This is a genomic window from Nocardia panacis (genome assembly GCF_003598715.1).
GTDB classification, from domain to species: Bacteria; Actinomycetota; Actinomycetes; order Mycobacteriales; family Mycobacteriaceae; genus Nocardia; species Nocardia panacis.
The window spans coordinates 174,913-192,276 of sequence record NZ_QZFU01000036.1 but is presented as its reverse complement, the minus strand read 5'-3'; the positions used below and the strand labels follow the sequence as shown (position 1 = coordinate 192,276).

16 protein-coding genes are annotated in these 17,364 nt (G+C 68.4%); 5 read left to right on the top strand and 11 right to left on the bottom strand.

Annotated features, from left to right (window positions below; genetic code table 11):
* Nucleotides 1-9: 9 nt before the first annotated feature.
* Entirely contained in the window at nucleotides 10-1,518 is a 1,509-nt protein-coding gene (locus D5S18_RS26455; protein ID WP_158607980.1) for a nitrilase-related carbon-nitrogen hydrolase, read from the bottom strand.
* A 128-nt stretch (nucleotides 1,519-1,646) separates the two neighbouring features.
* Here D5S18_RS26455 and D5S18_RS26450 point away from each other — a divergent pair, with 128 nt between their 5' ends.
* On the top strand, nucleotides 1,647-2,417 hold the full coding sequence (locus tag D5S18_RS26450; protein ID WP_147404194.1) for an AfsR/SARP family transcriptional regulator: 771 nt from the start codon (nucleotides 1,647-1,649) through the stop codon (nucleotides 2,415-2,417).
* Nucleotides 2,418-2,421: 4 nt separating this feature from the next.
* Nucleotides 2,422-3,297: an ACP S-malonyltransferase gene (locus D5S18_RS26445; protein WP_147404192.1), complete on the top strand. Its 876-nt coding sequence runs from the start codon at nucleotides 2,422-2,424 to the stop codon at nucleotides 3,295-3,297.
* 20 nt (nucleotides 3,298-3,317) lie between these two features.
* Here the strand turns inward: D5S18_RS26445 and D5S18_RS26440 are convergent, their stop codons facing one another.
* The 7 genes from D5S18_RS26440 to D5S18_RS26410 are packed head-to-tail and all read right to left on the bottom strand — an operon-like array spanning nucleotide 3,318 to nucleotide 12,637.
* Nucleotides 3,318-4,055, bottom strand: a complete 738-nt coding sequence (locus D5S18_RS26440) for an enoyl-CoA hydratase-related protein (RefSeq protein ID WP_120043800.1) — start codon at nucleotides 4,053-4,055, stop codon at nucleotides 3,318-3,320.
* Nucleotides 4,052-5,296: a hydroxymethylglutaryl-CoA synthase family protein gene (locus tag D5S18_RS26435; protein WP_120043799.1), complete on the bottom strand. Its 1,245-nt coding sequence runs from the start codon at nucleotides 5,294-5,296 to the stop codon at nucleotides 4,052-4,054. The genes D5S18_RS26440 and D5S18_RS26435 overlap by 4 nt, the downstream gene beginning before the upstream one ends.
* On the bottom strand, nucleotides 5,284-6,546 hold the full coding sequence (locus D5S18_RS26430; protein ID WP_120043798.1) for a beta-ketoacyl synthase N-terminal-like domain-containing protein: 1,263 nt from the start codon (nucleotides 6,544-6,546) through the stop codon (nucleotides 5,284-5,286). The genes D5S18_RS26435 and D5S18_RS26430 overlap by 13 nt, the downstream gene beginning before the upstream one ends.
* A complete protein-coding gene (locus tag D5S18_RS26425; protein ID WP_120043797.1) occupies nucleotides 6,543-6,779 on the bottom strand; it encodes a phosphopantetheine-binding protein in 237 nt (78 codons plus the stop codon). Before D5S18_RS26425 ends, D5S18_RS26430 begins: the two co-directional genes overlap by 4 nt.
* Nucleotides 6,776-9,829, bottom strand: a complete 3,054-nt coding sequence (locus D5S18_RS26420; RefSeq protein ID WP_120043796.1) for a beta-ketoacyl synthase N-terminal-like domain-containing protein — start codon at nucleotides 9,827-9,829, stop codon at nucleotides 6,776-6,778. The genes D5S18_RS26425 and D5S18_RS26420 overlap by 4 nt, the downstream gene beginning before the upstream one ends.
* A 3-nt stretch (nucleotides 9,830-9,832) precedes the next feature.
* Complete coding sequence (locus tag D5S18_RS26415) at nucleotides 9,833-11,791, bottom strand: dehydrogenase E1 component subunit alpha/beta (protein ID WP_120043795.1); 1,959 nt, start codon at nucleotides 11,789-11,791, stop codon at nucleotides 9,833-9,835.
* A gap of 54 nt (nucleotides 11,792-11,845) precedes the next feature.
* Nucleotides 11,846-12,637, bottom strand: a complete 792-nt coding sequence (locus tag D5S18_RS26410; RefSeq protein ID WP_120043794.1) for an AfsR/SARP family transcriptional regulator — start codon at nucleotides 12,635-12,637, stop codon at nucleotides 11,846-11,848.
* 222 nt (nucleotides 12,638-12,859) lie between these two features.
* Here D5S18_RS26410 and D5S18_RS26405 point away from each other — a divergent pair, with 222 nt between their 5' ends.
* Nucleotides 12,860-13,708 carry an alpha/beta fold hydrolase gene (locus D5S18_RS26405; protein ID WP_158607979.1) on the top strand — a complete coding sequence of 283 codons (849 nt, stop codon included), beginning with the start codon at nucleotides 12,860-12,862 and terminating at the stop codon, nucleotides 13,706-13,708.
* A 7-nt stretch (nucleotides 13,709-13,715) separates the two neighbouring features.
* On the opposite strand, the gene D5S18_RS26400 is transcribed toward D5S18_RS26405, so the two are convergent.
* Together D5S18_RS26400 and D5S18_RS26395 are read right to left on the bottom strand one after the other, a co-directional pair.
* On the bottom strand, nucleotides 13,716-14,462 hold the full coding sequence (locus D5S18_RS26400; protein WP_158607978.1) for a polyketide synthase: 747 nt from the start codon (nucleotides 14,460-14,462) through the stop codon (nucleotides 13,716-13,718).
* A 28-nt stretch (nucleotides 14,463-14,490) separates the two neighbouring features.
* Nucleotides 14,491-15,282 (bottom strand): class I SAM-dependent methyltransferase, encoded by a 792-nt coding sequence (locus D5S18_RS26395; protein WP_120043791.1) that lies wholly within the window; start codon nucleotides 15,280-15,282, stop codon nucleotides 14,491-14,493.
* 58 nt (nucleotides 15,283-15,340) lie between these two features.
* Here D5S18_RS26395 and D5S18_RS26390 point away from each other — a divergent pair, with 58 nt between their 5' ends.
* Both D5S18_RS26390 and D5S18_RS26385 read left to right on the top strand, forming a co-directional pair.
* A complete protein-coding gene (locus tag D5S18_RS26390; protein WP_158607977.1) occupies nucleotides 15,341-15,688 on the top strand; it encodes an acyl carrier protein in 348 nt (115 codons plus the stop codon).
* A gap of 7 nt (nucleotides 15,689-15,695) precedes the next feature.
* Nucleotides 15,696-16,658 carry a zinc-binding dehydrogenase gene (locus D5S18_RS26385; RefSeq protein WP_120043789.1) on the top strand — a complete coding sequence of 321 codons (963 nt, stop codon included), beginning with the start codon at nucleotides 15,696-15,698 and terminating at the stop codon, nucleotides 16,656-16,658.
* 27 nt (nucleotides 16,659-16,685) lie between these two features.
* On the opposite strand, the gene D5S18_RS26380 is transcribed toward D5S18_RS26385, so the two are convergent.
* Nucleotides 16,686-17,360, bottom strand: a complete 675-nt coding sequence (locus D5S18_RS26380) for a hypothetical protein (protein ID WP_120043788.1) — start codon at nucleotides 17,358-17,360, stop codon at nucleotides 16,686-16,688.
* Between the last annotated feature and the right edge of the window lie 4 nt (nucleotides 17,361-17,364).

The window sequence follows — 17,364 nt, the reverse complement described above, 5'->3', positions numbered from 1 at the left end:
CGATGGTTCTCATGATCGGCTCGACCGCAGCACGCCCGCCGCCGCCAGCCCGGCCGCTCCCGCGACGCACAGCCAGGCGAACACGTCGCCGACCATGCCGTAGATCGTTCGGGTGCCTCGGGTCGGCATCGACACGACCATGCTGTGCTCGGTCGAGGCGAAATAGTCCGACCGCGCCAGCGGGGTTCCGTAGGCGTCGACGGCGATCGCGATCCCGTTGCTGGTTTGCCGCAGGATGCCGTATCCGTTCTCGACCGCGCGGAAGACGGTGTCGGCGGCGTGGGTGCGCGCGACGCCCGGCCAGTCGTTGGAGGGGACGAACACGATATCGGCGCGGGCGCGGGCGGTGCGCGGGAAGTCGGCGTCGAAGCAGATGAGGTGGCCCAGCCTGCCGTACGGGGACGCCGCGACCGGCACTCGGCCGTCGCCGGGCCGCAGGTTTTCCATACCGGGCACCGGGTGCGCCTTGTCGTAGGTCGACTCGATCTGCCCGTCGGGGGTCACCAGCACCGCGATATCGCGGGTGGGCGGGTCGCCCGCCTGGACCACGGCCAAACCCAGATCGAGATAGATGTGTTTGTCCACGGCCAATTCCCGTGCGGTGCGCAGGAATTCCGGGTAGTCATCGTCCAGGACGACGCCTGCGGCCTCGGGCCAGGCGAGGATGCGCGCGCCCGCGTCGGCCTCGCGGCGGGTGCGGGCGAACAGGTCGTCGGTGAGTTCCGCGAAGGCCTTGCGCAGCACCGGTTTCTGCTCGGGGGTCAGCGTGGGGGTGTGAAAGTTGTTGAGGCCGTGCATGCGCTGCTCGGCGTCGCGCGAGACGCTGATCCCGGCCACCCGCACGGTCTGCGGGGACGGGGCCAGCGCCAGCCGCAGGCTCCCGCCGAAGAGCACCAGGCCGAGCACCGCGACATAGGCCGCCGCGACCGCCCGCCACGCGCGCCGCTCCAGCACGGCATTGACCACCGGAGCGGCCCAGGCCATGAGGAAGCTGATCCCATAGACTCCTGTCACCGAAACCAGTTGCAGCAGCGGCAGATTCGTCGACTGCACGGTGGCGAGCGGCCCGAAGACGGTGCCGAGCGGGCTGAAAGTGGCGAGGAGGAATTCCAGCGCCACCCGCGTCGCGGGAAATACCAGCGTCGCGGCGAACACCGGCAGTCGCGTGCACAGCAGCCGGTCGGCCAGCAACGGAACGCTCAGCAACAGGCTGAGCAATACGCAGCCCACCAGGATCGGCGGCACCGTCAGACTGCCCGACGCGGCCACCAGCACCACCGTCGCCACGCAGTAACCGAGCACGACTCCCGCGGACCCGATCCACACGCCGCTACTGCGGGCGAAGCGCATCATCGCGAGGGAGAACACCCATCCGGCGAGCGGGATCGCCCACTCGCCGTTGGTGCCTGCCACCGCCAGCGCTATCCCGGCGGCCAGCCACAGATACTTGCGCCACCCCGTGGCGTAGGACAGGTTTGCCATGCCGTCCAGCGTGGCCGACAAACCGGTCGCTGCCATTGCGGCTGAGTCTCCGGTATCGGTGTACTTTTCTCCACCCTGACCGCCACGCTGACATCGCATTTCAGCGCGGCGGTCAGTGGTGCGGTCATGGTCGTGCGGTGTCGTGGAGCGCCAGGTGTTCGTTCGTGCTCGATTCGAGATCCGGAGTCCTCATGCTGTGGATCCAGGTGCTCGGCCCGCCCCATATCCAACGGGACGAGCGGCGTGTGCCGGTCAGCGGACCGCAGCGGGTGGCGCTGCTGGGAGTTCTGGCGGTCCGATGCGGAACGGTCGTCCCCTATTCGGAATTGGTGGACGAACTCTGGGGTGAGGCTCCGCCGGGTGACGCTCCGAACGCGGTGCGGGCGCATGTCTGTCGACTGCGTTCGATCCTCGACGGCGCCGAGATCGTCTCGGCCGCAGGCGGATACCGGCTCGATGCCGCGGCATGCCGCGTCGATGTGGCGGTCTTCGAGCGTCTCGTCACCGAGATCGCCGCCGCCGGCGCGGGGCATGCCTTCGCCGAGGTCATCGCCAAGGCCGATGCCGCGTTGGGTCTGTGGACCGGACCGCCCTTCGCGAGCGCACCGGAGGCGAGTCTGCGTCGCCGTGCGGGCATCCGGCTCGAAGAACAGCGGCGCATGGTCGTCACCGCGTTCGTTCGCGCCCATTTCCGGCTCGGCACCTTCGAGCAGGCCGTTGCCCGGCTCCGCGAGGAGCTCGCCGCCGATCCCGGCTGGGAGCGCGGCTGCGCGCTGCTGATCGAGGCGCTGGCCCGCACCGGCCGCTCGGCCGAGGCGCAGGACGCCTACCGTCGCACCTGCTCTTGGCTGCGCCATCAACACCAACTGCCGCCGGGACCGCGGCTGCAACGGTTGAATCTGGCCGTTTCCCGGCACCAGATCGTGGAGGGGTGAGGACGTGACACCCGCTGTGGTCTTCCCCGGCCAAGGCATCGCGCCCGAGAAACTCGCCGAACCCCTCGCGCGGCTACCGGACGAACCGATGGTGCGGCGACTGCTGGATCGGTTCGGGGTTCGGCGTCGCACCGATCTGGATTTGACCGACACGAGGGTCGCGCAACCGGTCGTGTACGTGTGCGGTCTGCTCAACGCTCTGGCCGAAACCGATGGCCGTGCCGGTGTTCCGGCGACCGCGGGGCACAGTTTGGGCGAACTCACCGCCTTCGTCTTCGCCGGTGGTATGAGCGCCGAGGACGGGTTCGAAGTCGTGGTGCGGCGAGGGGAGCTGTTTCACGAGGCGCAGCGGTCCGAGCCGGGCATCATGGTGGTGCTTATGGGCCTGGACCTGCTGGAGGTCGAGTGGTTGCGGCGCAGTGTGCTCGCCGTGCATCCGGGGGTTCTCGAAGTGGCCAATATCAATAGCGAACGACAGATCGTGCTGTCGGGTGATCCGGTGACGGTGCGCGCGGCGGTCGCGGCGGCCGAGGATCGTTTCGCTCTCGCGCGATATCTGCCGGTGGGCGCGGCGGCGCATTCCCCGCTGATGGGGGTGGCACTCGACCGGTGGCGGGCCGTGCTGGCGCGAGTGTCGTTGGGTGCGTTGCGAATACCGGTGATGTCGGGTATTGATTGTCGCCCGCACCGGGATCCGGAGGAATGTGTGGAACTGCTGGTGCGGTCGCTGCTGCTGCCGGTGCGGTGGTCCGAGACGGTCGAAGCGCTGCGCGCGTTCGGTGCGCCCGCGATGTGGGATGCGGGGCCTGGCGGCGTACTGCACAACCTGGGCTGTCGCATCGGGATATTGCCGTGCGTCGAGCAGTTCGGCGGGGCGTGAGTCGCTGTCCGCCTGGAACTTCAGGATCGGCCCGACAGCAGTCCCGCTTCGCGCAGCGCCCGCAGCCGGTGCTGTGTTTCCGGTGCGGCCAGGCGCTCGGCGAGGACGGCTCCGGCGGCTGCGCCGATCTCGTCGGGGATCCGAAAGGCACACTGCCGGAACGATTTCAGTGCCGACACCGTCCCTGCGGGCAGGCGGCGCAGGTCGCGGAGCAGACCGTGCAGCGACTCTTGCGGATCGGTCGCGAGCAGATCGGCCAATCCGGTTCGGCAGGCGAGATCCGCATCGATGGTGCGCGCGGTCAGCGTCCACGAGACGGCGCGGGCGACTCCGATGCGTTCGGCCAGGAACGGCAGCACCATGGCGGGCACGAATCCGAGCAGTGCTTCGGTGAGCCGCCAGGTGGCCGACGGTCCGGCGATCACCAGATCGCAGGCCGCCGACAAGCCGACGCCGCCACCGCGCACCGAGCCGTCGATCGACGCGACGACCAGCGCGGAGCTGTTGTGGATCCGCTGGAACAGTCGCCAGGGCGGGGGCAGCGGCTGGTCGGCCCACTCGGTTGGCGGGACATCCAACGGCATGCCCTGGCAGAAGGTCGGCCCGACGGCTCGCAACACCACGATGGCGCGGTTGTGCTTGTCGACCTCGTCCAGGACGGTGAGCAGCGTGCCGATCACCTGGTCGTCGAGCGGATTTCCCGCGTCGGGCCGGTCGAGGACAACGGTGGTCACCGGTCCGTCGGTCCGCACCGTCATGGTGTGCGCCCCTCCCACCGGTATTCCCGCCGGTAGTCACTGATGCCGGTCAGCACGAGTCGTGGCGCGGCGTTGTCGGCTGCCACCTCGGCGACCAAACCGATGTCGGCGTCCACTGTGGCGTCGCGGGTGCCCGCGGCCGGTCGTCCGGCCAGGTCGGCGAGCCGCGCGTAGGTGTCCCAATCCAATTCGACGCGTCGGTCGAGCGCGGCATCGATGCGGGCGCGCAATGCGGCTGCCGCCGGGCCGGGCAGCGCGGTGATCCCGGTGAACTGGGAGCCGCAGCCCGATCCGTAGGAGAACGCGCCGATGCGACGCGCAACAGTGTTGTCGCTGTGCGCGAGCGCGCTGGTCAGTGCCAAGAACACACTGCCGGAATAGATATTGCCGATGCGCATTCCGTACCGAATCGACGGTTCGACCCGGTCCAGGAAGTCCTGATCGATCTGGTCCTTGGTCAGATTCGTCAGCTTGCGCAGCAGCGATCGGTGCGCCCCTTTGACCATGCCGCCGAACGGGGTATGCATGCAGAGCAGTTCGAAATCCCGCATGATGTCGGTTCCCGGTTTCTTGGCGGCATAGTCGAGGAACGCGCCCTCCAGGCACTCCAGATAGGCCAGCAGTGAGACATCCGTGTCGACGACCTCCAGGGTGTATCGCGGACGGCACGAGTCCATCACCTCGAAGGTGTAGTGGCCGTTGGCGCCCGGCTCGAAGACGGCCAGTTCGGGGTGATCGCCGAGCAGTATCGCCACCGAACCCATCCCTTGGCTGGGTTCGTAGTAGGTGCCCTGCACGGGATGGGGAATATCGGCATTGATGACCAGGGCGCGAGTTCCGGGGCGCGGGGCGACCGCGACGAAATTCACCGCCGTTTCCAGTGCCGCGAATGCCGCGTAGCACGCTTGTTTGACCTCGAAGACGCCGCAGTTGTTGGACAGCCCGAGGTGGCGCTGCACGTAGTTGGCGATCGTCTTGCTCAGATCGATCCCGGATTCGGTGCCGATGGCGAGGTATTCGATCCGGTCGCGTTCGCGCGGGCTCAGCGCTTCGATGATCGGCCGGGCGGCGTTGACGGCGTTGGTCACCGGATCCTCCCACGGCAACGCGACGCTCTTGGTGCGCATCATGAGGTTCTCGTACCGGGAGGCGTCGAGTCCGCGCCCTTCGAAAACAGTGGGGACGCCGACAACGGCCTGTCCGACATAGACCGACGCTGCTTCGATTCCTACGGCCCGCATGGCGCCTCCTCGGTGGTGAGGACGATCGCGGCGCTGATACCGCTGACGCCGACGGCGTTCTTGATCGCGGTGGTGAGATCGCCGCGCACAGTCCGGGGGCCGACGAAGCGCACACCGGGGTGGCACGGGTCGGTCAGATTCGGATTGGGATGGCAGAAGCCATTTCTCAGCTGTAGGACGGTGGCGACGGTCTCCTGCACACCGGCCGCACCCATACCGTGACCGATCAGTTCCTTGGTGGAATTGACCAGCGGACCGGTCCCGAAGACAGTGTGGATGGCCTCGGCTTCACACGCGTCGCCCGCCCTGGTGCCTGCGGCGTGCGCGTTGACGTAGTCGACCGAATCCGCGCTCAGCCCCGCATCCGCCAGCGCAGATCGCATCGCCGAGATCTGGCCCGGCAGTGCGGGATCCATACCGCGCCTGCCGTCGAGTCGGACGCCGACTCCGACGATGCGGGCCAGCATCGAACCCGCTCGGTCCGCGAGGCTGTCGGCGCTTTCCAGCAGTACCGCGGCCGCGCCCTGTCCCGGTACGAAGCCGCGGCGGGCCGTGTCGAACGGGCGGCAGACGTGGGTCGGGTCGGCGTCGTCGGGACCCGCCAGCGCCCCGGCATCCGAGAGGGCGCGCAGCTCCGCGGGTCCCAGTTCGCAACACGGTCCGATCACCAGGCAGCGGTCGATATCGCCGCCGCGGATCATCCGCGTCGCCTGGATCAGCGCCAACGTCCCGCTGGCCGCGGAAGCCCCCAGGCACCAGCCTTCGCCTCGGCATCCCGTGGCGTCGCCGACCGCGCCGACCACATCGATATCCATGTGCACCAACGCGTGTGACGGCTGCGGCGCCCGGCCCTGCTCGAACGCCACCGCTACTCGGTGTTGATAGCCGAGGGCGAGATTGCTGCCCGCCACCAGCACCGAGGTGGGCGCCAGCAGGTCCGCGTCGAGTTCGGCGGCGCGCAGGGCGCGCACGGCGACACAGGCGGCCGTCTGAGCGGGCAGCGCGCAGCGTCGCGCCGCCCGGACCAGCGTGCGAGCCGCCTCGTCGTCGAGATGGCGTGCGGCCCACTCGCGCAGGTCGAAACCGTCGAGAAAGGCCCCGGCGGCGGTATGCGCCGCGCTCGGCACATGCTCGTCCGCCGCGCTGATCGCGCTGCGCCCGGCCGCCAAAGCTCGGCCGAAATCGTCGAGATCCTCGGCGAGCGCGTTGAGCACCGCCGCCGCGCTGATCACGACGGGACGGCGGGTCATGTCTTGGTCCGCAACAGTTCCGCCAGGCCACCGATATCGCGTACGGTCGCCAATTCCTCGCTGGAGATCTTGACACCGAGGCGGCGCATGACGTCAACGACGATATCCATCCGATCCAGGGAATTGGCACCGAGTTCGACCAGGCTGATATCGGGCCGGATACGGTCGGCGTCGACGTCGGGGAGTACGTCGCGCACACTGTCGCGGATCGCGGTGAATACGGGATCGGTCATGTCCTCGGCTCCTGCGCTTCGGCATCGGTCAGCCAGTGCCGCCGATGCTGGAATGGATAGCCGGACAGCGCGATGCGCTGGGGGATGGCCCCTTCGGGCCACAGGTCGGTCCAGCGGACGGATTCTCCGCGCAACCAGCGATCCGCCGTGGCCGCCGCGACCGGGTCCTCGAGGGTGGACGGCGGTTCGGGCGAACCGCTTTCGGCGGCGAGAGACCGCAGCGCGGTGACGAGCGTGCCCAGATCGGGCGTGGTGATGAGCCGCCGCACCCCAAAGGCGGCGCGACCCAGTTGCAGGGTGGCCGCTACCCGGCTCGGGGAATACTCGGCGCGGGGCTGCGACAGCCGCTCGGCGAGATCCGCGGCGAGGGTGCGCAGCGCCGCTTCGGTGCGCGCCGAGAGCGGGAATAGCAGTGTGCCCGTTGCCTTTTCCGGCGGCGGCGCTCTGTTCGGCGCCGACTCCACGATCACATGGGCATTGGAGCCACCCAGACCGAAGGAGTTCACCCCGGCGAACCTGGGTTCATCCGTCGTCCAATCACAGGCGTGTTCGGCCAAGGTCAGCGGCACGGCGGTGACGGTGAGCCGGTGGTTGGGCTTGTCGAAACCGGCGAGTGCGGGGATCCGACCGCGCTGCACGACCAGCGCCGCGGTGAGCAGCCCGACCAGTCCGGCCGCTCCTTCCAGGTGCCCGACATAGGATTTCGCGGACCCGACCCACAGCCGGTGCTGCGGTCCGGCGGCGGTGGCGATGCCCGCCAGCGCGGCCGTCAACGATTCCCATTCGATGGGGTCGCCCAGCGGCGTCGCCGTGCCGTGCGCTTCCAGATAGCCGAGGCTGCTGCCCGACAGTCCGGCATCGGCGAGTGCGGCGCGGATGAGCGCGGTCTGCGCGGCCGGATTGGGCGCGGCGGCGCCCGCGGCGCGGCCACCGTGATTGACCGCGACTCCGCGGATGGTGGCGATCACCGGATCCCCGTCGCGCAGCGCGTCGGCGAGCCGCTTGAGGACACAGACCACCGCCCCTTCACCGCGCACGAAACCGTCGCAACTGTCATCGAACGCGGTGCCGGTTCCGGTGGGCGACAGCATGCCCGCTCGGTAGTAGGCCGTCGCGTTGAAGCTGTTGCAGATGGTGTGGGCCGCCCCGACGATGGCGCTCGCACAGGACCCGGAGCGCAGCGCGTCGACCGCCAGGCCCAGTGCGGTCAGCGCGCTGGAACAGGCGGTGTCGACGGTGATGCTCGGGCCGTGCACGTCGAAGAACTGCGAGATCCGATTGGCCAGATACGCGGGCAGGGTGCCGACGGCGGTGGCGGCTTGCGCCAGACCCAGGCGGGCGGCGCGCTCGCGGTAATCGGAGGCGCCGGCGCCGATGAAGACTCCGGTGCGGCCACCCGCCAGGGTCTCGGGTGCGATGGCTGCGGATTCCACTGCGTGCCAGGCGAGTTCGAGCAGCAGTCGCTGCTGGGGGTCCATACCGGCCGCCATTCGCGGGCTGATGCCGAAGAAGGAGGCGTCGAATCCGGCGATATCGTCGAGCAGTGCCGCACGGACAGCGGTGACGCCCTCGGGCGCGGTGAATTCCGGCAACCGGTCGGGCGGGATATCGCCGAAAACGGCGCGACCACGCGAGAGCAGTTGCCAGTACTGTTCGATCCCCGCCGCGCCGGGGAGACGGCACGCGGCGCCGATCAGGGCGATGGGCGAATCGTCGCGACTCGGCCTCGGCTCGACGGTGGTCTGTGGCGCGGGTCGCGGGGTGAGCGCGGCGGCGAGAGCGCGCACCGTCGGATGGTGCCAGACGGCGGTGGCGGGTAGCTCGCTGCCGTAGCGGGCGTTGAGGCGCTGCGCGATTCGGACCGCCTGGGCCGAGGTGAGCCCGTACTGATCCAGCACCGCGTCGGGATCGGGGGTCGTGCCGAGGACATCCGCGACGACGGCGGTGACGTCATCCGGTGCGGCAGCGTCCGAACGGCGTCGGGTCTCGGTGGCAGGCACTGCGGTCCGCTCGATCAGGGCAACCAGATCATCCAAGTAGGCAGCCGCCTGGTGCCCGTTCAACACCAGGTGATCGAAGGCCAGCACGATATGCCGGTGACCGGTCGGCCCCGGTGCGCCGAGGAAGATCGTGGCCACCGCGGGCGATACCACGGTCGGCACTGCGAACTGAGCGGACGGACTGTCCACATGCGAGAGCGCCAGTGTCACGGTGTCATCGGCGTGACCGTGTCCGGTCAGCGCGTTCTCGATCGCGGTGGCGTAGGCGGCGGCGAATCCGGGATAGTCCAGCTGATCGGCGTCGCGGAGGGTGGCGGTGACCAGCTCGCCGTCGGCGGTGCTGACGGCGAGGGCCGCTTGCAGGTGATCGAAGACCCGGCGGCGCTCGGCGGAGAGTCGGCGGGTGCGCAGTGCCGGGTGATCGTTCGTGGTGCGGCACGCGAGATAGGCGAAGGCGGTGAAAACCGTGGTGAACGCGGTCGATTCCGCGCGCAGCGCGGTCGCCGCCCGGTCGAGCGTGGCCGCGGCGATCTGCACCGCCATCGACGCCGGAACAACCGACGCGTGCGCGGCTGCCAGTGCCCGATGCAGTTTCTCCTCGGCGGCCGACACGATGTGCTCGGTGTGCGACGGGTGGGGAGCGGCAGTCTTTCGTTCGGTGCGCTCGCCCGCGACGAGAGCTTCGAGATGTTCGGGTAGCAGCGCGGCGTGCTGCTGCTGTGCCCACCGCGACAGTTGATCCCCATCGATGCCGAGTGCGCGCGCGAGCACCCTGGTGCGCGGCGGTATCCGCACCGTCTCGACGTCCGGTCGCGCGGTGTCGACGAGCCGGACGACCGGCTGGTGCACCGCCGCGACATCACCCACGCCGACCAGCCACTCATCGATCCGGCCTGCGATCGGGGATTCGATCTCCATCATGGCCTTGTCGGTCTCGACCTCGTACAGCGGCTCGTCGCGCTCGACAGTGTCGCCCACCTGTTTCAGCAATCGGACCACGCGGACCTCCACCAAGCCCTCGCCCAACTGTGGCACGCGGATCTCCGGCACCGGTTACTCCTGGCTCGACAACGCACGGGCGACACGGCAGATCTCCGCTGCGCACGGCAAGGCGGCGGATTCCAAACCGATGTCGTAGGGGACATGAACGTGGGCGCGCGACAGCAATCGCGGCGGGGCGAGCAGCCGGTAGAAGGTGGTGTCGTCCGACAGCACCGCCGAGATCACCGAGGCGCCGAAACTGCCCGCGGCGACATCCTCCTGCACGACGATCAGTCGACCGGTTCGGCGCACCGATTCCAGGACCGGCCCCGGATCACAGGGATCGAGCCAGCACAGCCCGACCACATCGGCGCCGACGTGGTCGCCGCTCAGCTCGTCGGCCGCCGCGACGGCGAGCTCCACGCAGTTCCCCCAGGCCACTATCGTCACATCCGCTCCGGACCGCAGCAGCGGATCGCCCGCGCAGGACAACTCGTTGTCGCGTTGCCGCAGCAGGTGTTTGGGCAGCAGCACCACCACCGGATCCTCGCCGGCGCGGGCCTGCTGGAATACCGCGTGCACATCGGCCGGTCCGGCGGGCACGGCGATCCGCAACCCTGGTACATGGGTGAGCAGGCTCTCGTTGCTCTGACTGTGCCAGATGCCACCGCCGGGCAAGTAGGCGCCGTACGGCGCGTAGATGATCAGGGGGCAGATCCACCTCCCGTGGGTGCGCCAGCGCAGGGTGGCGGCCTGCGCGGTGAGCTGGTTCCACGCGGGTCCGGCGAAATCGATGAACTGCAATTCGACGGCGGGTCGCAGGCCCGCGGCGGCCAGTCCGACTCCGACCCCAACGATCGTCGCCTCGGCCAGCGGCGAATTGAACACCCGACCGGTGGGCGTCAGGCCCTTCGTCAGACCGAAGACGCCGCCCTTCGGATCCTCGACATCCTCCCCGAACACGACCGTCAGCGGATCCTCCAGCGCCACAGCCAGTTCGGCATTGACGGCCGCGAGCATGGTCTCGGCGGGCGGTTCCGCCGCGAGCACCATCGGCGGGGCGGCGAACAGTTCCTCACCCAGTGTGGCCGGATCGGCGTGCGGATGCAGGGCCGCGACCTCGAAGACCGCCGCGACGGTCGCCACGGCCTCGGCCCGCATCACCGTCAGATCCGCGCGGGTGAGGGTGTTCTCGGCGAGCAGGCGGTCCGCCAGCAGCGTGATGGGATCGCCCAGCGCCGCCAACTCCGCGGGCGGCCGGTAGATCCGTTGGTCGTCGCCGGAGGTGTGCGCGTCGAGGCGGTCCATCCGACACCACAGCACGCGCGGCCTGCCCGAATGCCGCGCCGTCGAGATCGCCTCGGCCGCCGCGAGCGCCAGCGCCCTGGTGTCCAGACCGTCGACCGCGACCACCAGGTCCGCGCCGAGAAGTCCGAGGGCGCGGGGATTCGTGCGGTCGGTCGGCGTGCTGACCCCGTACCGGTTGTCCTCGACGAGGAATATCACCGGCAGCGTCCGTTCGGCGGCGAAGGCCACCGCTTCGTAGAATTCGCCTTGGCGCGTGGAGGCGTCACCGGTCAGACACAGCACCACCGATTCGCGACCACGCAACCGGGCCGCCCACGCCAGACCGGCGGCGGGCAGGCAATTGCTCGCGACGGGGCTCGCGATCGAGAACACATTGTTCGCGCGATCACTGAAGTGGCTCGTCATATTGCGGCCGCGCGCGTCCCCGCCCGCGGTCGCCAGCAGATCATGTGCCATGTCGGCCAGCGACATTCCGCGCGCGAGCAGCAGCGCGCGGTCCCGATAGTGCGGGGCGATGACATCGTCGTCGCGCAGCAAACCGGCCAGGGCGCCCAGCGCCTCGTGTCCGGCACTCGAGATGTGGAACCAGGCGCCGCCCTGCCGGAAACAGAGCGCGGCGCGTCGATCGAATTCCCTGGACAGGAGCATGGTGTGCAGCAGCGCCCGCTCGGTATCCGGGGCCGATATCGGCGTCGCGGGATCGACCCGCTGCTGCACCGTCATGGTGCCAGCGTGCACCGAGCCGCTTACATCGGCATTACACCGAGACCCCGACGATCAGTTCCGCAGCAACAGCCGGGAATACGCGGACCGCAAGCGCGGCGAGGGATCCACGCCGAGTTCGTCCCGCAGTCGATCACAGAACTGCCGGTACACCCGGATACCACGATCCTGTCTGCCCACATCGAAGAGTGCCTCGACGAGCAGTTCGTGGAAACGCTCGTGGTAGGGGTAGCGGATCACCAGATCGCTGAGGTCCTCCAGCATTTCCATGCGCCGCCCCAACGCGAGCTGACAGGCCGCGACGGTCTCCAGCGTCTGCAGGTATCGCTCCTCGAGCCGCGCGCACATCGCCCGAACGCCGACCGGCGGATCCAAACCGGCCAGCGGCCTGCCGCGCCACAGGCTCAACGCCCGACGGCCCGCCGCCAAGGCCGCCTCCGGATCGGTCGCACCCAGTCGCAGCGCGTCGCGGGACCACACTTCGAAGTGGGTGAGGTCGACGCGCCGCGGGTCGCATTCGAGCACATAGCCGACCAGGATCCGGCGCACGCCGACCTCGCCGGCTGCCAATCCCCAACCGATCAGGTCGCGCCGCAGTCTGGAGATGTTCGCCTGCAGCGCGTTCTCGGCCGCCAGCGGTGGTCGTCGCGGCCACAGTTCGGCGATCAATGCACTGTCCCAGACCGGGTTTCCGCGAGCCGCGAGCAAAAGGGAGAGCAGGTTGGTGCGCAGACCGGGTTTCAAGACGACGACCCGGTCCGCGCCGCTCACCACCGGCGGGCCGAGGAGCAGGAACCGTGGTTCTCGGACTTCGACGGCGGCGGTGGGCTGCGAAGGTGACCACATGAAACACTCCTACCGAGACGAGGCCGTGTTTCCGCGTGCGAGTGGATCGCATTGTGTAGCACCGAATTCGACAATCGTGACGAGGATTTGTGAAGCATCGAGCTCGCCGGATTCATGGTATCTTGCGTGAGCTGGTTGATTCCGCCGAATCTTCATTCCATCGAACACCGTTTTCCATCGAACACCCATTCCGTCGAATGCATCCACGCGCCGGAGGGTTTGATGTCTTCGACCGAGCCGGCAGATGCGCACACGGTGCGCGCGTATCTCACCGAACTCCTCGACGAGGATCCGATCGCGCGGGATCGGGTATCACATGGCATGGCAGCGATTGTTGCAGCTGCCCGCAGCGGCCGCGCCTTCACCACGTCGCGTCTGGAGGTGCCGACATTCCGTTTGACCGAGGACGCGCACCTGCCCGACCTGGTCTGTGTCGGCGGAATTCTGCCGATCGCAGTGCATATCGCGTACGCGCGACTCGCGGGCGCGCTGCGTGGGTCCCATCGTGTGCTCGCGGTGGGATTGCCGGGGTTTCGGGCGGGCGAGAATCTTCCGGCCGACACCACCGCACTCGCGCGGGCAATGGCGATCGCTGTCGAGAAATGTTGCGATGATGAGCCGTTGGCGCTTCTCGGCTTCTCCTCCGGAGGTTGGGTGGCGCACGCGCTCACCGCCGGGCTGTCCTCGATCGGGGTGCGGGTGCGTGCCCTGATTCTGCTCGACACTCCGCCGCAGGGCGTTGTCGCGAGCATGGCGCTTTCCCCGGTGCTGCGTGGAATGTTGGCTGCCGGACCCGAATTCGTCGCCACCGATGATTCGGCGCTGACGGCCATGGGGTGGTATTTCGAACTGTTTCAGCACCGTTGGTCACCGGGCGCCCTTTCGGTGCCGGTGCGGTATATCCGTGCGGGCAGTGATCTGCCGGGCAACCCCAATCGTCGATGGTCCGAGCATTGGACCAGTCGAGCCACCGCCGTCCCCGGCGACCATTTGACGATCCTCACCGAACATGTCGACACCACCGCGGGCGAGATTCGGGAGTTGTTGACCGAATTCCCGGCGTCGTCCTGATCGGCGACTATCGCTGATCGGATGTCTCCCGAAGGCGGTCGGCGATCTCGGGCAGGCGGATCGTGCGATGCTGCATATCGAGCTCCTCGGCGATATCCCGGTCGGTATCGGCCCGCAATGACCGTGTCAGAAGGGATTTCATCATTTCGAGGGTGCTGCGGGGAACCGCGGCGAGTCGGGCCGCGAGCTCGGAGGCTCGCGGCTCTACGGATTCGTGGTCGACCACGCGGACCGGCGCCGCTCGCTCCCGCAGCGTCCGGCCCTGATACCCGTCCGCGGTCAGGAGCATCTCGGCGCCCAGTACGGCGCCGAGCCGATTCGTCATGATCGCGGCGGCGCCCAAGCACGGAGTGAACCCGTAGTGCAGGAAATTGGCGCGGTAGACCGAGCGTTCGGACAGCACCAGAACATCGCAGAACAATCCGAGGAGCAGTCCGCCGCCGATCGCATGACCGCGCATCGCGGCGACCACGGGGACCCGGCAGCGCAGCGGGCCGCGCACACACTCGTCGGCATACATCGCGGTGAGCCTGCCTGCCCGCAGACTCAGCAGATCCTCCTGCCTGGCGCCGAGGCAGAACACGTCGGGCCTGCCAAGCAGCACACAGACTTTGATCCGCGGATCCGCGTCGGCGCTGCGCAGGGCCGCGGGAATGCCCGCGAGGACGCCCGGGGTGAGACGGTTTCGTGCCTGCGCGTCATCGATGCGGATCTCCAGGATTCCGTCGTGACGGGTGACGATAACTGCTGACATGGCAACCACCATTGGTTCGGCCTCGCGATTACCCGACGCGGCGCCCCCACGCGGCGACACTGATGAGTCCGAGATCGAAGAAGTCCGGGTCCGCCAGCAGCGCGTTGAGTTCGCGGATCTGGGTCTCGGTGACAGATCCGGTCGAGATCATCGACGGTGCGAGCTGATCGACACTCAACCGAAGAATCTCGGCCAGTAATCCGCCGCCGTAACACGGATACAGCGCGGCATCGACACCGATATCGCGCAACCCCGCCGCGGCGAGCGGCTGCGGGAATCGGCGCGCCCAGTAGGTGATATCGGAACCGATCGTTTCGGTGAGCGTGCGGAAGAAGGCGCCCATGACCTGTGCGTAGATCTCGTTCGGAGAGCTGTCGAAGACGCAGTCGGAGAAGTCCTCCACAAGCAGACTGCCGCCGGGGCGCAGCCACCGCACTGTCTTGCGCACCAGGTCGTCGCGCTCGCGGAGATGTTCGAAGACGTAGCGGGCGACTATGAGATCGAAGTGGCCATCGGGAAAGGATTCGGTGGTGATGTCGTGCTCGATGATCCGCAGGTTCGACGTTTGTTCGGGCGCGAACAGACTGGTATCCAGGTCGGTCGCGAGGACGGTGGCACCGTACTCGTGCGCCAGTACCGACGCGATATGCCCCGTCCCGGCGCCGATTTCGAGACATCGCCACTCCGGACGGGGTCGAAGCTCGCCGAGACAGCGGAGCGTGTGCTCGTTGGTGAGTCGGCCCAGCAACGTCAACCTGGTCAATTCGCTGTCCTGCTGATGGCTGTAGAGCACGTCACCGTAGCGATGTTCGGCATTCATGATTCCTCCGTGGGGGATTCGGCGCGCAAAACCGAACGCACCACCCTACGAACGACCGGTGACCAGCCCACTGACAGCGACGCTGAACTACACCGTCAGCAGGGTCGTCAGCGTCCCGGTCAGTCCGCTCGGCGACGCTTCGCCGATGAGTCAACACGCTCGTCCGAGACTCGAGGCGCCGGTAATCGAATCCGTGGCCGAAGTGCTGATCATGGACCCGGACCAGATCAGCCCCGACCAAACGTTCACCGAGTTGGGCCTGGACTCCATTCTCACCGTCGAGTTCACGGCCGCACTGCGCAGACGCACCGGGATCGCGGTCAAGGCCGCCACCGTCTACGACCATCCCACCCCGCACCGGTTCGCTGCATTTCTGGAAACCGTCCCCGGCGGGGACTCGGCATGACCGTCCGGTGAAGGCCGTCTGGGCGGATCATCCGGCGCCGGAGGACCCGCTGTCGGCGGTGCGGATCGGGTCCTTCCCCGACCCGCCGATCCCCGACGGATGGGTGGCGGTGGCGGTGCGCGCCGTGTCACTGAACCATCACGAACTCTGGATCCTGCGCGGTGCGGGCGTGCCCGCGGACCGCTATCCCATAGTCCTGGGCTCGGACTGCGCCGGTATCGATCCGTCCGGGCGGGAGGTTCTGGTTACAGGGCTGGTATTCGATCCCAAGTACGCGCACGCGCCACTGGATCCGCGGCGCACCATTCTGGGGGAGTGCCACCACGGCACCTTCGCGACCACCGTCGCGGTGCCCGCGCACACGCTCATACCCAAACCGCCCGGTTTCTCGTTCGAAGAGGCGGCATGCCTGTGCGGCGCCTGGCTCACCGCCTACCGAATGTTGTTCACCCGCTCCGGATTACGGCCGGGGCATACGGTTCTGATCCAAGGCGCGGGCGGCGGCGTGGCGACCGCGCTCGTGGCGCTCGCCCGCGCGGCGGGCTACCGCGTCTGGGTGACGACCCGAACCGAAGCGAAACGTGTCCGAGCCCTCGCGATCGGCGCGCACCAAGCGTTCCCGTCCGGCGCGGTGCTGCCCGCACCCGTCGACGCGGTGATGGAAACCGTCGGCGCCGCCACCTGGAACCACTCCCTGCGCGCGCTGCGCCCCGGCGGCACACTGGTGGTTTCCGGCGCCACCACCGGCGCGCTCCCCGCAGCCCACCTGACCCGAATCTTCGCCTACGAACTGTCCGTCGTCGGCTCGACCAGCGGCACCGCCGAGGAGGCGACAGCACTGTTCGACTTCATGGCGCAGAACGGCCTGCGGCCGCTGATCGATACCGCCTACCCGTTCGACCAGGCCCGCCTCGCACTGCGACGCCTGGCGGCAGGTGAGTTCTTCGGCAAACTGACCCTCAGTTGGTAATCGGGGTCCGAGGTGTGCGCCGGTCGCTCAGCGGGCGTTGGCATCGACACCGATCCAGAATTGTTCGATGCATTCGGCCATGAGGCGGCCCGCGTGGACGGTGTCGCGCGGGTTGTCGCCGGAGTCCAGGCCGTGCTGGATCACTTCCAGCGCGCCGTCTTCCCATTGTCCCGGTTCGCCGTTGGCGTAGTAGTCCATGAACGGTTTGGGGGCGTCGAGGCCCCTGGCGCGGATGAGGTCGAGTAGTTCGAAGGTGTCGCGGTAGTAGATCTCGATATCGACCAGGGCGGCGAGGGCGGCGGCGGAGGTGCTGCCGTACTGGCCGAGCCAGGACATGACCCCGTTGTAGGCGTAGTTGGGCAGACCGACGGTGCGCGCGTCGATCTCGTCGTCGTCGAGTCCGAGCTCCGCGGCGCAGTGCATCAGGCGCGGGGTCGCGCCGTAGACCATACTGGCCAGCTTGCCGAAATACGGTGCGGCGGGGACGAAGGGGAAACGGCCGATCAGCACCCCGTAGGTGCCCATCTCGGGCGGGTGCAGCCGGATCTCCCCGGCCACCAGAGCGCGCAGGTGCGCCACGGTGAGCGTGCCGGCGCGGCCACGCTCCAGCAGCGGATTGGTCAGCGGATACTCGGCGTTCAGTCGGGCGACCGCATCGACGAGATCGGTGGCCGTGGGGTTGGCGGTGATCTTGATTTCCATGGTG

Bases quoted from the DNA above. Each gene is read 5' to 3' on its own strand.
- D5S18_RS26440 (WP_120043800.1), bottom strand. From the start codon at position 4,055: ATGACGGTGCGGACCGACGGACCGGTGACCACCGTTGTCCTCGACCGG.
- D5S18_RS26405 (WP_158607979.1), top strand. From the start codon at position 12,860: ATGTCTTCGACCGAGCCGGCAGATGCGCACACGGTGCGCGCGTATCTC.
- D5S18_RS26425 (WP_120043797.1), bottom strand. From the start codon at position 6,779: ATGACCGATCCCGTATTCACCGCGATCCGCGACAGTGTGCGCGACGTA.
- D5S18_RS26380 (WP_120043788.1), bottom strand. From the start codon at position 17,360: ATGGAAATCAAGATCACCGCCAACCCCACGGCCACCGATCTCGTCGAT.
- D5S18_RS26410 (WP_120043794.1), bottom strand. From the start codon at position 12,637: ATGTGGTCACCTTCGCAGCCCACCGCCGCCGTCGAAGTCCGAGAACCA.
- D5S18_RS26395 (WP_120043791.1), bottom strand. From the start codon at position 15,282: ATGAATGCCGAACATCGCTACGGTGACGTGCTCTACAGCCATCAGCAG.
- D5S18_RS26400 (WP_158607978.1), bottom strand. From the start codon at position 14,462: ATGTCAGCAGTTATCGTCACCCGTCACGACGGAATCCTGGAGATCCGC.
- D5S18_RS26430 (WP_120043798.1), bottom strand. From the start codon at position 6,546: ATGACCCGCCGTCCCGTCGTGATCAGCGCGGCGGCGGTGCTCAACGCG.
- D5S18_RS26415 (WP_120043795.1), bottom strand. From the start codon at position 11,791: ATGACGGTGCAGCAGCGGGTCGATCCCGCGACGCCGATATCGGCCCCG.
- D5S18_RS26455 (WP_158607980.1), bottom strand. From the start codon at position 1,518: ATGGCAGCGACCGGTTTGTCGGCCACGCTGGACGGCATGGCAAACCTG.
- D5S18_RS26435 (WP_120043799.1), bottom strand. From the start codon at position 5,296: ATGCGGGCCGTAGGAATCGAAGCAGCGTCGGTCTATGTCGGACAGGCC.